This is a genomic window from Arcicella sp. LKC2W (assembly GCF_034931005.1).
Lineage (GTDB): Bacteria > Bacteroidota > Bacteroidia > Cytophagales > Spirosomataceae > Arcicella.
Window position 1 is genome coordinate 124,994 of record NZ_JAYGIN010000005.1, and the last position, 15,096, is coordinate 140,089.

Here is a 15,096-nt window from a genome sequence, read left to right on the forward strand (position 1 = left end):
TACTTCATTCATGAGACAAATTCACTATTTTCGCTCAAAATTACACAATTTGAAGCGTTTTAGCGTTTATTGGCAAATGACATTTTTTAAATTATTGCGTCTCAACTAAAATAACGTTTAACAATCACTATAAATGAGAAAATTAATCTTAGCAGCAGCCTTTATGACAACCGTTAGTAGTTGTCAATCACAAAATTTTGGAAATATTTTAAAACAAGCGAATGATGTACTGAGTGGCACAACGTCTGGGGCTTTGACAACCGAAGAAATTGGTCGTGGTTTAAAAGAAGCGTTAACAGTTGGTATAAAAAATAGCTCATCTCAAGCTTCCGCATTAAATGGATATTTGGGTAACCAAACTATTAAATTGTTGTTCCCACCTGAAGCTCAAAAAGTTGAACAAAAATTACGTGATATCGGTCTTGGTGGAGAATGTGATAAATTTATTACTGCACTGAATAGAGGGGCAGAAAAAGCAGCAGAAAAAGCAGTGCCAATTTTTGTCGATGCCATCACGAAAATGACTATTCAAGATGCTTTAGGAATTTTGAAAGGTGATAAAGATGCAGCAACCAATTATTTAAAAAGAACTTCCTCGCAAGCTCTCACAAATGCGTTTGCTCCCGTAATGCAAGAGGCTATTAGTACGACTGGTGCAACAAAACTGTACGGTGACATTGCGAATACTTACAATAAAATACCATTTACCCAAAAAGTCAATCCAGATTTACAGCAATATGCTACTCAAAAGGCTGTTGATGGGTTATTTTTATTAGTAGCTCAGGAAGAACAAAAAATTAGAGAAAATCCTGCGGCGAGAGTGTCTGATATTTTGAAAAGAGTTTTTGGAGGTCAATAAGTTATTTAAACTTCCCGAAATAAAGCCGTTAGGGGTTTAAGAAGCTGTTTAGGTTAATTTATTCGAGTTAAAAAAGTAATTTTTAGGCTACAAATCATTCATAAGATTGAAACGTAACGCTGTTATGCTTAAATTTTATGAATGATTTTCACGTTCAAAAACTTATCATTTTCACGTTCAAAAAATTAACCTAAACAGCTTCTAAAACTTTCGGGAAGTCCATTAAAACAAAAAGAGGTTCAAGCATAAATCTTTGAACCTCTTTTTGTTTTTATAAATACAACCATTTTTTATATAAATCCTTCTGCTCTTTTGTCGGATTTTCTATTGGCTCGATTGAGAAGTTTTTTGTCGGGTTTCGTTGTAAAGTAACATTATATTTTTTGTCTAAACCGTCTCTTCTGACTTTTACCTCGATTACATCACCCACTTTTTTACTACTAATTAATTTTGGTAAATCTTCTGGTTTTACGCCATCAATTTGTAGAATTTCGTCACCTACATTCAATCCGTCATTATAGGCTGGCGAATCCCTTAAAACGCTGGTGATTTTTAAACCTCCTCTGCTTTCCGCACCTAAATATGGTGTTGTATTTTCTGCATTTTTATCGACTAATTTCATGCCGACAGTTGCAAGATAAGTATTGTAAGGAATGGTTTCTGTTCCAGAAATATATTTTTGAAAGAAATCACTCATAGATACTCCCGCCACTTTTTCTACTGTTCTTTGGAATTCGTCATCACTAAAACCACGTCCTTGTTTTTTGTAATATTCTTGATATAAAGTTCTCATTACTTCATCTAAGTTTTTTGAACCCTTTGTGGCTTGTAAAATGGCAAGGTTTAAAACACCACCCAAAACTGCTCCTTTGTCGTAGTAAGAAATAGTGCTATTTTTAGAATTTTCGTTCGGACGATAATATTTTATCCAAGCATCCCAACTTGATTCTGTTACCGATTGTACTTTATTGCCAGGTTGATTTTCAATCGTATTTATTTCGTTGGAATACGCTGATAAATATTCTTCAGGAGTCATCATATTAGCTCTACGAAGAATATAATTTTGATAGAAACTTGTACAACCTTCTGAAAACCAAAGTAAATGTGTATAATTTTCATTCTCATAATCAAATGGTCCAAGTGCATTTGGACGAATACGTTTCACGTTCCAAAGGTGAAAATATTCATGAGCAATTAGACTCATGAAGTTTTGATACATTCGGTCATTTGAATAAGTCATTCGAGAAGTCTGGCAAGTTGTAGAATTAAGATGTTCTAAACCACCTCCACCAAGACCAATGTTATGAATCAAAAAAGTATAATCTTGGCATGGATGTTCTCCAACTACACTCAGGGCAGATTCGCAAACTTTCTTGAAGTCATTCGCTACTTTTGTTTCATCAAATTTGACTTCACCATACATGGCTATTTTATGAGGAATGCCTTTTAAATCAAATGAGAGTGATTTTTGCGTCCCGATTTCAATTGGAGAATCAATTAAAATATCCAAGTTTTCGGCTTCAAATGTGTTATTTCCGAGCGATTTTAATCCTGTTGAAATGGTATTCCAGCTTTTATAAGGTTGAATATTTATCGTTGAAGGAACTTGTCTCCAATCATTTACGTACATAAATACACTGGCTGGGTTCAAATAACCGTGCGAATCGTCAATAAAAGATGTTCTAACCGATAATTCGTTGGCATATACTTTATATTTCACCGTTGCCTCATTTGAAGTCGCTAAAAGTCGTACACGCCAAGTATTTTTATTAATTTTGTCAGACTTAAGATTTGAAGAACCGCTTGTTACACGAACACTCTCAACATTTTTGGCATATTCTCTGACAAGATAAGAGCCAGGAGTCCAAACAGCCATTTTCAAATCCAGAAAACCTTGTTGCTTTGTTTTGGCATCAAAATTGGATAATTTGATTACAACATCAAAATAATGTGTTTGAGGTTGCTCCATTGATAGAAAATATTCTATTTTGGGTTGGTTAGAAGAATTTTGACCCCAAGCGAAGTGGCTAAAAATCAGGTAGATAACGAAAAATGATATTTTTTTCATAATTTAATGTTTGTAATGAACGTTTTATGATGGGTTTCGGCAAATGATTATACGCCAGAAGCTAACAATCGAAAATTTAAAAAAATAAAATGCCGATTGCAGAAAGCCACAAGCCAACTGCCAAAGCAAAACTAATATTACCTTACTTGTTTAACAAATATTTTTCTAATTGAGCAACCGCCCATAATCATATTACTCAAGAAAAATACCCTAAAAATCTCAATCCTAATGAACAAAATCTCGTCGTTAGTATCAATTTGCTTCTTTTTTCTGGCTATTGTTTTCAACACTACGCTTGTAGCCCAAAGCACCCTAAATTATACGGAAGTTTCTATCCATTTCAGAAATGGTCAAGAGCATTTTGAATCTAAGAATTACGAAGCCGCCCGTGCAGAATTTAATCTGTTTTTGAATGCAGATAAAGCAATTCTCGAAAAAGAGGACGGCAACAAAGTTTGGGCTGAATATTATGTGGTAATGTGCAGTTTGTACTTGCAATATTCTGAAACTGAATTATTGGCAAATCGTTTTGTTAGAAATTATCCCGAACATCCAGTTGCAGGAAATTTATTCAAAGAGATAGGAAATTATTTCTTCGAACAGGGTGATTACGCTCGTGCGGTTGATTATTTAAAGAAGAGTCCAAAATCGGATGAAGAAGCTCAATACCGTTTGGCTATATCTCATTTCTCTCTACAAGAATATTCAGAAGCACTTACCATTTTTGATGAAATCAAAGTCAGTAACTCCGATTTTGGGGTTTCTTCAGCTTATTATTCGGGTATAATAAATTTTAGGGCTGGGAAATATGAAATAGCCATTCCAGATTTTAAAAAAGCAGAGCAATCAGCAACCTATCGAAGTGAAATTCCAGGTTGGTTGGCTCATAGTTATTACCGACAAGGGAAATTTGCCGAAATGTTAGCCTATACCGAACCTCTTTTACGTGAGAAAAACTCAGGACGTAAATTGGAAGATGTAGCCCTTCTAACAGCAGAGGTATATTTTCAACAAGCTAATTACGAAAAAGCATCAACTTATTATACCATTTATAAAAATTACAAATCTCAAGGAATGCTTCCTGCGGTTGCTTACCGCTACGGATACAGTCTGTATAAAACAGACCAGTTTTCTCCTGCTACTGAACAATTGAAAAATGTTGCTGCCGTCAAAGATACATTGGGACAATATGCTGCATTTATTTTAGGAGTTTGTTACCTAAAAGCCAATAATCCCAACTATGCTTTAGGAGCATTTGACCAAGCACGTAAAAGCAATTATAACAAATCAGTCACTGAAGATTCTGATTTTAATCATGCCAAAGTATTGTTAGACCTTAATCGTGGTAATGAAGCGATAAAAGCTTTTGAAGGTTTCTTGTCAAAATATCCAGATTCTAAATACGAAGATGAAGCGAACGAATTAGTCAGCGAAGCGTATCTTTCTTCTAACAATTATCAAGCGGCATTGGCATACATTGAAGGATTAAAACGGCGTTCTACAAGAACAAATACTGCTTATCAAAGAATTGCCTTTAACCAAGCCGTGAAAATGTATAATGATGAAAGATACATTGATGCACTTCCATATTTTGATAAATCTTTGACAACACCAGTTAATCCTGAGACAAAATATGCGGCAAATTTTTGGAAAGCAGAAGCATTATCGGCTGACAAAAAATACAGTGAAGCCATGCCGATTTATCAATCCATTATCTCGTCGGTTGATAATACAACGCCAAATTTGTTTGATTTGCAAAGCAGAAGCCGTTACTCTTTAGCGTATGCTTATTACAACACGAAAGATTACACCAAAGCCAATCAATTATTTCGTGAGTATGCCGATAGAATGAAATCATCGGGAGATTCTCAAGCATATCAAGATGCGGTTATCCGTTTGGGTGATACATATTTTGCCGCTAAAAATTATGACCAAGCCCTAAAATATTACGACCAAGCTATTTCCGCTAATAAATCTGACAAAGATTACGCTACTTTTCAAAAAGGCTTAGTAATGGTTTTGAAAGGTAATGAAGCAGGAGCGAAAAGTGCCTTCCAAAAAGTACAGAAAGATTACCCACAATCCTTATATGTTGATAATGCCATTTATCAGGATGCAAATATTGAGTTCACCGCTGGACGATACATTCCTGCCATTACTGGTTTTACAAAATTGATTAATGACAAACCGCAAAGTGCATTAATTCCCGCTGCCTTATTAAAAAGAGCAGGAGCGTTTCAAAATACTGCCAATCACGAAGGTGCAATTGCTGATTATAGAGCCATTTTGAAAAATTATCCAACCGAACCTCAAAGTAAAGATGCGTTGGCGGGTATTCAAGAAGAATTAAATGAAGTGGGTCGTCCAGAAGAATTTACTCAAATTTTAAATGATTATCAACAAGTTAATCCGAATGTACAAACGGTTGGTCTTGAATATGAATCTGCCAAAGGATTATTTTACAGTGATAAATTCGACAAAGCAATTCCTGCCTTAAATAATTATATCAGAAAATATCCAAATAGTATTGAAGCTTATGAAGCGAAATATTTGGTTGCGGAGTCATATTTTAAATTGGGAGACAAACCTCAAGCTCTTTCTTTTTATTATCAAGTTATTCGTGATAGAAAGTATAAGTCGGTAAATAGAGCGATTTTGAAAGCTGCTGAAATTGAGTTTGCGAGTAATAATTTTAGAGGAGCTATCGGGAATTACAGAAATCTATTAACCAGTGCTTCTGATAAAAAAGACCAACAAACAGCTTTGATTGGATTAATGGAGTCATATTATCAAACAACCAAAACAGATTCAACTCTTTATTTTGCAAGAGAAGTCGCAAATTCTGGTGATGTAGTATTGGGAGCAAAAAGTAAAGCAAGTCTTTACACAGGTAAGATTTACATGGCAAAAAATGACTATCTAAAGGCAATTGAGGCATTTAATCAAACAATTGCTATTTCAAAAGATGATTTCGGTGCGGAGGCTCAGTTTTTAATTACACAGATTTTGTACAATCAGAAAAAATACAAAGAGTCATCTGATATTATTATGGCAAAATTTAGAAATGAATTTGCCGATGCCGATGATAAAATTGTGGGAAGAGCATTTTTATTATTAGCGGATGATTTTATTGGACTTGATAATATGGTGCAGGCTCGTGCAACGCTGAATTCAATTATTGAAAATCACCCCGATAAAAATATCGTGGCAGATGCAAAAATCAAGTTAAAATCAATTGAAAAAAAATAGTATCCTTATTTGAAAAATAAACAGAATATGCAGAATCCTTCTTATAAAATATTTGCCCTTTCAATAATAGGTGCTTTTTGTACAGTTTCACAGACTTTTGCTCAAAAACAACAAGGCGAAGTCAAGACTGATGATATTGAAATTTATAAAGATACAAAAGTGGTGTTACCACAAGCCAATAGAATTTTTGATAAAGTACCAATTAGTGCTGACGACAATTCTCGGAAACCAATCCGTTATGAGTTTATCGAGCGAAAATTACCTGTACAAACACCAGAGTTTAGTCCGACTGTGAATATGCCAGACGAAGGCTCAAAAGAAGATACAAAAGCCGCTAAACATAGCAATATAATTCGGGCTGGAATGGGTAATTACGGACATACGTTTTTGGAAGCTCATGCTGGGATTCCGATCGGTGACGATAATTATCATGGAATCTACCTCAAACACAACAACTTTAGGCTTGGGCCTGTTGGGGCGAATTATTCGGGAATTTCTCAGAACATCGTTAAAGTCCATAGTCGTACTTCGTTTGATGCGGTAAAATTAGAAGGTGCTTTGGGATGGGAGCGAAGAGGTTTTGATTTTTATGGTTTTACCCCCAAAAATTACGATTTCCCTGAATCTTTAATTTTTAACTCTTGGAATAAATTTAATTTCAATGGTATCATTAGTAATTCAAACAAAGATTCTAAAGTTGATTACGAATTCAAATCAAATTTGTCTTATTTATTTACACATTTAAAAGCCAATGAATTAGTTTGGAAAGGTTCTGGAAATGCCGTTTTCCCTGTAACCGAACAATTATCAGCTATCGTGGATGGAACATTAGTTTTGGCTCAACGCAAGGATTCGCTGACACTTTACCGTAATTTGTATAAATTAAAACCAACCTTTCAATACAAAACCGATAAGTTTACAATCACTGCGGGTTTAAATGTAATTAACGACCGTGAGAAAAATACCTTTAATAGCAGTTACGTTTATCCAATTGTAAAACTTGATGTTCAACCAATGCAAGGCATCAAAGTTTTTGCTGGTTACGAAGGAGATGTATATGCAAATAACCTTACCTCTTTCTTACTCGAAAATCAATGGTTGAATCGTTTTACAGAATTAAGAAACACCCGAAAGACCAATGATTTTTATATCGGAGGAAAAGCTTCATTACAGAATGGCTTGGATATAGAAGCGAAATTAAGCTATGCGAATTACAAAGATTTTTATGTTTTTAATAATTCTCGTGCAGATAGTACCAGATTTGAAGCGTTGTATTCGGATGATTCGACGACTGTAAAAGTGACAAATTTTACCGCACAAGCCAGCTATCAAATCCCAGAAATGTTCCGTTCAAATTTGAAATTTGATGTCAATATTTTTAGCGGTTTAGGTAATTTGAAAAACGCTTGGCACCGTCCAAGTTTTACTGCCACTTGGAATAACACCTTCACTATCAAGCAGAAACTATTAGTAAGTTCAGATTTTTACTTCTTGACAGGCTTGAAAGGTAATAACTTCTTAACCAATAAAGAAATTAAGTTAGACCCTATTATTGACCTGAATTTCAAGTTTACGTACCTGATAACAGAACATTTCGATGTTTTTATTTCAGCAAACAATGTGTTCAATAAAAACTATCAACGCTATTTGTACTATCCAACACAGGGTGTAAATTTTCTTGGTGGTTTGTCATATTCTTTCTAAATTCGTGTTAAATAAAGGTTATTTATTAAATACTTAAAATTATGACAACCGTACAGAACCATATCAAGGAACTTCTTTTTGAGCAAGATTGTGTAGTGATTCCAGACTTTGGTGGGTTTGTAACCAACTTTGATTGTGCTAAAGTTGACCCAACAAATCGTTTTTTCACTCCTCCTCAAAAATGGCTTGCTTTTAATTCGTTATTGAAAAATGATGATGGTTTGTTGTCAAATTATATTGCTTCAGAAGAGGGTATTTCCCGTGAACAAGCTATTCAAAAAATAAAGACTTTCGTTGAAGAAACGAAAGCAAGTATCAGTTTTGATAAAAATCATACGATTGATGGCTTAGGTACTTTCAGTCAAAATGAAGAGAATAAAATACAGTTTCAGCCCAAAGTATCCAATAATTTTTTTAGTGAAAGTTTTGGAATGGAATGTGTATTTCTGAAAAAAACAGAATCATCAAGTCAGGAATTGCAAGTGGTTCATACTCCTCCTGTGGCTTCAAACACTACAATTCAGCAAGTTTTTGCCGCAAAGGATAGAGAACCGATGGCTGAAGTTATGGAAGATGATGTGGCGATTGTCAAAAGAAGAAGCACTTTCAGTCGAGTTTTGCCTGCTATTTACGGATTATTAGGAACAGCAGTTTTAGTTTCAGCTCTTTATTTGTATGATAATCCTAAAGCAAATTTGAGTTCATTGAATCCTTTTCAGTCGCAAGGTATTGTAAAATCGGTTGATAAACCGATAACTGAAAAAGTAGTAATGGCTACGCCTATAATTGATGAGACGATAAAGGCAAAGCCATTTGAAGCATCAACCGAATCTACTACCGCTATCGAAACTAAGAAAGCAATAATTGAATCGGAAAAACGTTTTTTTGTCATTACAGGAAGTTTTGGTAGTAAGAAAAATGCTCAAAAACTTGTCAATACTTTGAAAAATAAAGGTTTTGACGATGCAATGCTGATTTTTCCAAAACGTAGTGAAAAATTAATAAAAGTTTCAGCAGGTGGTTTTACAAATGAATATGAAGCAGATGCAGAAGCGTTGAAAGTTAATAATAAAACAAGTCAATCAACTTGGATTTACAAAAAGTAATCTCTGTATTTCAAGCCTTTTGATAATCCTTATTTCTATGAATCATCATAATTTAGAAGCCGAAGAAAGTAAAAACAGACAAATTGCTTTTTTCACTACTTTCACTTTCAATGCAGTTATGTTGTTCCTGTTTTGGTATATTACCATTTGGACGGCCACTGAAAACAAGAAAGAGGAATTATTAGGTGGTGGTGGTTTTGTAGTAAATTTTGGAACTGATAAAAAAGGTAGTGGAAACGTTTTTACAAAAAATCATGCAAGTCCACTCAAAAATGAAGTTGACTCAAAAGCTGCTGAAACCAAAGAAATTAAAAAAGTTGTTAATAAAACCGTCGTTGTTCCTGAGGTGGTAAAAGCAAAACCTGTTAAGCCAAAACCAGTTAAGGAAACTCCTGTTGTAACAAGTAAAGTGAAAAGCCCAGTGGTGGTAAAAGAAACCCCACCTGCCAAAGTTACTCCAAAGCCATCGGCAAAACCCGTTGAAGCTCCGCCAGTAGCTAAACCAGCCCCTGAGCCAAAAGTAAATTCTGATGGATTATTTCCTACCAAAAAAGGAAAGTCAAATTCAAATGGAACAACAGGGTCAAATCCTAATCCTGGCGGTGCAGCAGATGGTGAAGGTGGAGGAAAAGGAAATCAAGGTCAGCCAAATGGAAATGTTGTTGAAGGAGGAACTTATAAAAACGTGCCAGTTGGTACAGGAGGGGGAGGTACTGGAGGTAAAACTGGTGGTGGGCCAGCTTTAACTATGACAGGTTGGACTTGGACAAGTAAACCCGCCGTAAACGATGATTCTGACGAAACAGGAATCATTAGATTTAGAATAAAAGTAGATGCCGATGGTGATGTAGTTGATGTTCAGCAAATTGAAAGTACAGTTAGCCCTGCGGTAGCACAACAATATAAAAGAGCCGTTCAAAGAACGAAGTTTAAACCTACTTCAGGTGGAGATAAACCAGAGATTTCATCAGGAACAGTTAGTTTTAGATTGAATCCGAGATAAAACAAAAAGGCAAATCGAAAGATTTGCCTTTTTGTTTTATGTACAATTTTGAATAATATTTATAGTGACTTATCTAACAATTTTTTACTAAAAAGGTACATCTTGATTTGGTGCTGTGCTTCCAAATGGATTCTGTTGTGGAGGAGGTGGTAAATTGTTAATTCTACTTCCCATTGTTTTTGCACCACTTTCAAAAGTGCTTGCAGTGTCTTCAACTTGAGCAAAAGATTGTAAAGCATCACCGCCGTAACCGCCACCACTATAATCAGTGGAGTCCAAATCACAGTATTTGGTGTATTTACCAATAAATCTCAATTGAACAGTATCCAAAGAACCCGCACGGTTTTTAGCAATAATAAGTTCTCCCATACCTGTTACTGAATTTCCCGCTTCATCTTGCGTAATTCCATAATATTCAGGACGATAAATAAACATTACCATATCGGCATCTTGCTCAATTGACCCTGATTCACGTAAATCGGAAAGCTGAGGCTTCTTATCGCCACCACGAGTTTCAACGGCTCTACTCAACTGAGACAGGGCAATTACTGGCACGTCTAATTCTTTCGCTAATTGCTTTAATGAACGTGAAATGTTTGCAATCTCTTGTTCACGGTTTCCTGTACCTTTTCCTCCCGAATCACCAGACATCAATTGAAGGTAGTCAATCACAATCATCTGTACATCGTGTTGTGCCTTCAAACGTCTTGCTTTTGCTCTTAATTCTAAAATGGATAGGGCAGGAGTATCATCAATAAAAATGGGAGCATTGGTTAATTTACCAATTTTGGCGTGAAGTTGTGCCCATTCATGAGGAAGTAAATTTCCTTTTCTTAATTTTTCAGACTCTAATTCAGCTTCAGCAGAAATCAAACGATTTACCAATTGAACAGAGGACATTTCAAGCGAAAAGAAGGCAACCGCTTGTCCGTGGTCAACTGCTGCATTTCTACACGCAGACAAAATCATCGCTGTTTTACCCATACCTGGACGTGCCGCAATGATAATTAATTCTGTTTTTTGGAAGCCAGAAGTTACTCTATCCAAAGCCGTAAAACCAGTAGGAACACCCGTAAGACCTTCCTTTTGATTTTTCTTAGACTCTAATTCTACTAAAGCAGCACGCATAATTTGCCCCATGTCGGCATAATTTTTACGAATATTCGCTTCAGAAATTCTAAATAATTCTTGTTCAATTTTATCTAAAAGCATGAAAACATCAGTAGTGTCTTCATAAGCCATTTTTTGTATTTCAGCCGAAACATGGATGAGTTGTCGCTTTAAAGAATGTTCAACAACAATACGTGCGTGAAATTCAATATTGGCGGCCGAATTTACTCTTTGGGTTAACTCTGCTAAATATTGAATACCGCCAGCCATTTCAAGTTCGCCAGTGGTAACTAATTGATTCTTAACGGTTAAAAGGTCAATCGGTTCAGAATTAGCAAAAAGTTGTGTAATAGCACCGTAAATCCTTTGGTGAGCTTCTTTATAAAAAGACTCCACTTTCAGAATGTCAATTACATCAGTTAAGGCATCACGTTCCAACATCAATGCACCCAATACCGCCTCTTCCAAATCGGTTGCTTGCGGTGGAATTTTCCCCAAACCTGTATCAAGCCAACGATTTTGTGCAGTGATGCGTCCACCTGCAAACGTACCATTTTTTTTGAAGTTATTATTATTTTGATTTACTTGTTCCATTGAATTTAGCTCACACCCAGAAGCAGTTTTTTATACAATTTTACAAAAATAAATTCAGATTTCCGATTGGAAAAATTTTGTTGATAAGCTAATTGACTGAATTTCAAATGAAAAGCAATATCGAATATTTTTATCTTGTATTTCTAAAACAATAGAACTCTTTTTTTAGTAGATTTATAAGTGAATAAATAATGATGTTAGATATAACAAAATGGTTTTATTCGTTTTAAATATAAATCAATTGCTGACTGCTGAGTACAATTGTTCCAGCTATTAAAAGACCAAATTTTGACAGAAAAAATAATAACCTTAGAAGACGTTGAGTTAGTTGGCTTTCTTGGCGTAGAAAACAGCAATATTAAAGAAGTTGCTGCCGCATTTCCACAGAGTAAAATTATTTCAAGAGGTAATGAAATCACCATTAGAGGTTCGCTACCAGAAATTGTAAGAATCAATGAAATTCTTGATTCGTTGGTGCAACATTTTCAGAAGTATGGTAAAATCACGACTGAGCAAGTTCGTTCTTATTTAACGCTTGAAAAACACCCAGAAGAAGAACCTCAGGTACATTTAAAAGAAGAAGACGATGTTTTGCTATATGGTACAAAAGGTGTCGTCATTAAGGTAAAAACGCCAAATCAGCAAAAAATGGTTGAAGCGGCTGCAAAAAATGATATTCTTTTTGCCATTGGTCCTGCGGGTACAGGTAAAACTTATACTGCGGTAGCAATTGCAGTGAAAGCATTGAAAAATAAGGAGGTTAAGAAAATTATTATTACTCGTCCAGCCGTAGAGGCAGGGGAGAATTTGGGTTTTTTACCAGGTGATTTGAAGGAAAAAATTGACCCATATTTACGTCCAATTTATGATGCTTTGGATGATATGATTCAACCTGAAAAATTGAAATATTTTATCGAAAATCGAGTTATTGAAATTGCTCCATTGGCATATATGAGAGGTAGAACTTTAAACAATGCGTTTATTTTATTGGATGAAGCCCAAAATACCACTCCAATGCAAATGAAAATGTTTTTGACTCGTATGGGAATTCAATCCAAAGTAATTATTACGGGTGATAAAACACAAATTGACTTGCCAACTAAGGTAAAATCGGGCTTAGCAGAGGCAAATCGTATTTTAGACGGTATTAAAGGAATTGCTTTTGTAGAATTGGATGGAAAAGATGTAGTTCGTCACCGTTTAGTGCGTGATATAATTATGGCTTATGAAAAATCTGAAGCTGAAAAAGCCGCTCATTGATTAATTGATTTATACATATTGTCGTTTCGACGTACTTTGAAACTATGAAAAAACTATTTATCCTGATTTTGTTATTTTTCTCAACCTTAAGTTTTGCTCAAGAACGTTGTGGATTTGGGTTAAACGAAAAAAATAAAGCTAAGAATCCCGCTTGGTTGCGTCAAAAAGCCGAATTTGAGTTCCAACTTCGTGAACGACAAAAAAACGAGTTGAACTCAAATTTAAGAATTCAGGCTAAAGTTTATAAAATTCCAGTGGTTGTTCATATTATTCACAATAATTCAGCGGGAGTGATTGGTGGAGCGAATAATGTCAATATTTCGGACCTGCAAGTTAATTCTCAGATTCAGGTTTTGAATGATGATTATCGGAAAAAAGTAGGTACAAATGGCTATAATGTCAATGCTGTTGGTGCTGATATGGAAATTGAGTTTGTGTTAGCAACAACAGACCCCAATGGAAATCCTTCAACGGGAATTACTCGAACTTACAACACACAGCAAAGTTTTGATTTATTTACTGAAAATCAGAGTATTGCCAATTTAATTCATTGGGATTTTGAGCGCTACCTCAATATTTGGGTAGTCAGAAGCAACGGACGAACCATTGGTTATTCAGCTTTTCCTTATGATAGTCAATTAGAAGGTTTAGAAGCTACCGCCAGCGATATTGCTGGACAAAATATATTTGATGGCGTAATTATCGACTTTCGCAATTTTGGAACTTGTTGTGGCACATTGAGCCAAACCTACAATTTAGGACGAACTACTACCCATGAAGTTGGTCATTGGTTAGGGTTATTGCACACCACTGCTGATGAAGCCTGTGGTAATGATTTTTGTGATGATACACCGCAGATTGAGTCCCTGAATTTGAATACTACTTGTGTGCCAGTGAGTTCAAATTGTAGTGGAGTTCAACGAGCCAATATGATTGAAAATTATATGGATTACTCGCCTGACCGTTGTATGAATATTTTTACAAATGACCAAAAAACTCGTTCGAGATTAGCCTTAGATTTAAGTTTGAAACGGAAAAGATTATTGACAAGTTTAGAAACAATACCAGAAACAAATACACTCACCATTAGTGTTGAGCCAAATCCATCTAAAAATACAGCATTTATCAAAACGCAATTTACAGGTCAAAAAAATGTTGATATTCTCGTCTATAATTTTTTAGGGACATTGATTTATCAAGAAAGTTTTACTAACCAAAAAAGTAATTTCTTTTCACTCCGAACCGACTATTTAAAGAGTGGCGAGTATATCGTAAAAGTTTTAGCTGATTCAGAGATTGCTTCGCAGAAAATTGTAGTGCTAAAATAACAGTTATTCAAAACTGCTTCTTTCAAAAAGGAGCAGTTTTTTTTATGAAGTTGTTTAAATTGATAATAATACAATATTTCAGAAACAAAGTTTTTCAGCAATGTGTTATCCTATTACAACCAATACTTATAAAAGCATGGAAAAAGTAGAAAAGATTAAACAAGCCTATATTGAGTTCTTTTTAGAGAACGGAACTGCACCGCCTTCAGTATTTTCATTTACTAAAAAATTGAAAATGAAGGAAAGTGAATTTTATGATCATTATAATTCATTCGAGCTTTTAGAAAGTGATATTTGGCTTGGTTTTTTTAAAGAAACTATCACAAAGATTGAGCGTGATTCAGTTTATGGAACATACAGTGTTCGTGAAAAATTATTGGCATTTTATTATACTTGGATTGAAGTTTTAAAGGAGAATAGAAGTTATACTTCTCAGGTTTGGAGATTGATTGATAAAAGACGTTTGAAAACGCCAGTATTCTTGACGGATTTAAAAGTTGCCTTCAAAGAATATGCCCGTGACTTGGTGATGGAAGGCAAAGAAAGCAAGGAAGTTCAACCTCGTAAATTTATTGATGAACGTTACCCTGATGCGTTTTGGCTTCAATTTTTGATGGTTTTAGATTTTTGGGTAAAAGATAAATCAAAAGATTTTGAACAAACTGATGCCATGATTGAAAAGTCTGTTAATACTTCATTTGATTTAATTAGCTCATCAGCACTGGATTCAGTGCTTGATTTTGCCAAATTCATGTATCAAAATCGTTAAATTAAGGTTGTAGGTATTTGATATTAACTGTTAATGTTTTCTAAAT

Annotated in this window: 10 protein-coding genes; 8 read left to right on the forward strand and 2 right to left on the reverse strand. The window is 34.9% G+C overall.

Going from position 1 to position 15,096, the window contains the following annotated elements:
• The first annotated feature begins 133 nt into the window (after nt 1-133).
• A complete protein-coding gene (locus tag VB796_RS05710; RefSeq protein WP_323345555.1) occupies nt 134-859 on the forward strand; it encodes a DUF4197 domain-containing protein in 726 nt (241 codons plus the stop codon).
• Between the two features lie 271 nt (nt 860-1,130).
• Here the strand turns inward: VB796_RS05710 and VB796_RS05715 are convergent, their stop codons facing one another.
• Nucleotides 1,131-2,927, reverse strand: a complete 1,797-nt coding sequence (locus VB796_RS05715) for a M61 family metallopeptidase (RefSeq protein WP_323345556.1) — start codon at nt 2,925-2,927, stop codon at nt 1,131-1,133.
• A 228-nt stretch (nt 2,928-3,155) separates the two neighbouring features.
• On the opposite strand from VB796_RS05715, the gene VB796_RS05720 reads away from it, so the two are divergent.
• The 4 genes from VB796_RS05720 to VB796_RS05735 are packed head-to-tail and all read left to right on the forward strand — an operon-like array spanning nt 3,156 to nt 9,989.
• Nucleotides 3,156-6,176 carry a tetratricopeptide repeat protein gene (locus tag VB796_RS05720; protein ID WP_323345557.1) on the forward strand — a complete coding sequence of 1,007 codons (3,021 nt, stop codon included), beginning with the start codon at nt 3,156-3,158 and terminating at the stop codon, nt 6,174-6,176.
• 27 nt (nt 6,177-6,203) lie between these two features.
• On the forward strand, nt 6,204-7,880 hold the full coding sequence (locus VB796_RS05725) for a hypothetical protein (protein ID WP_323345558.1): 1,677 nt from the start codon (nt 6,204-6,206) through the stop codon (nt 7,878-7,880).
• Between the two features lie 41 nt (nt 7,881-7,921).
• Nucleotides 7,922-8,986 (forward strand): SPOR domain-containing protein, encoded by a 1,065-nt coding sequence (locus tag VB796_RS05730; RefSeq protein ID WP_323345559.1) that lies wholly within the window; start codon nt 7,922-7,924, stop codon nt 8,984-8,986.
• A gap of 37 nt (nt 8,987-9,023) precedes the next feature.
• On the forward strand, nt 9,024-9,989 hold the full coding sequence (locus VB796_RS05735) for a hypothetical protein (protein WP_323345560.1): 966 nt from the start codon (nt 9,024-9,026) through the stop codon (nt 9,987-9,989).
• A gap of 87 nt (nt 9,990-10,076) precedes the next feature.
• Here VB796_RS05735 and dnaB read toward each other — a convergent pair whose 3' ends face one another.
• Entirely contained in the window at nt 10,077-11,693 is a 1,617-nt protein-coding gene (dnaB, locus tag VB796_RS05740; RefSeq protein WP_323345561.1) for a replicative DNA helicase, read from the reverse strand.
• Between the two features lie 288 nt (nt 11,694-11,981).
• Between dnaB and VB796_RS05745 the strand changes: the two genes are divergently transcribed.
• The 3 genes from VB796_RS05745 (at nt 11,982) to VB796_RS05755 (ending at nt 15,050) form a co-directional block, all read left to right on the forward strand.
• Nucleotides 11,982-12,953 (forward strand): PhoH family protein, encoded by a 972-nt coding sequence (locus VB796_RS05745; protein WP_323345562.1) that lies wholly within the window; start codon nt 11,982-11,984, stop codon nt 12,951-12,953.
• A gap of 44 nt (nt 12,954-12,997) precedes the next feature.
• Complete coding sequence (locus tag VB796_RS05750) at nt 12,998-14,281, forward strand: M43 family zinc metalloprotease (protein ID WP_323345563.1); 1,284 nt, start codon at nt 12,998-13,000, stop codon at nt 14,279-14,281.
• Between the two features lie 136 nt (nt 14,282-14,417).
• Nucleotides 14,418-15,050: a TetR family transcriptional regulator C-terminal domain-containing protein gene (locus VB796_RS05755; RefSeq protein WP_323345564.1), complete on the forward strand. Its 633-nt coding sequence runs from the start codon at nt 14,418-14,420 to the stop codon at nt 15,048-15,050.
• Nucleotides 15,051-15,096: the final 46 nt, after the last annotated feature.

Coding starts and splice junctions, on each gene's coding strand:
- VB796_RS05710 (WP_323345555.1), top strand. CDS start 134: ATGAGAAAATTAATCTTAGCAGCAGCCTTTATGACAACCGTTAGTAGT.
- VB796_RS05715 (WP_323345556.1), bottom strand. CDS start 2,927: ATGAAAAAAATATCATTTTTCGTTATCTACCTGATTTTTAGCCACTTC.
- VB796_RS05720 (WP_323345557.1), top strand. CDS start 3,156: ATGAACAAAATCTCGTCGTTAGTATCAATTTGCTTCTTTTTTCTGGCT.
- VB796_RS05725 (WP_323345558.1), top strand. CDS start 6,204: ATGCAGAATCCTTCTTATAAAATATTTGCCCTTTCAATAATAGGTGCT.
- VB796_RS05730 (WP_323345559.1), top strand. CDS start 7,922: ATGACAACCGTACAGAACCATATCAAGGAACTTCTTTTTGAGCAAGAT.
- VB796_RS05735 (WP_323345560.1), top strand. CDS start 9,024: ATGAATCATCATAATTTAGAAGCCGAAGAAAGTAAAAACAGACAAATT.
- dnaB (WP_323345561.1), bottom strand. CDS start 11,693: ATGGAACAAGTAAATCAAAATAATAATAACTTCAAAAAAAATGGTACG.
- VB796_RS05750 (WP_323345563.1), top strand. CDS start 12,998: ATGAAAAAACTATTTATCCTGATTTTGTTATTTTTCTCAACCTTAAGT.
- VB796_RS05755 (WP_323345564.1), top strand. CDS start 14,418: ATGGAAAAAGTAGAAAAGATTAAACAAGCCTATATTGAGTTCTTTTTA.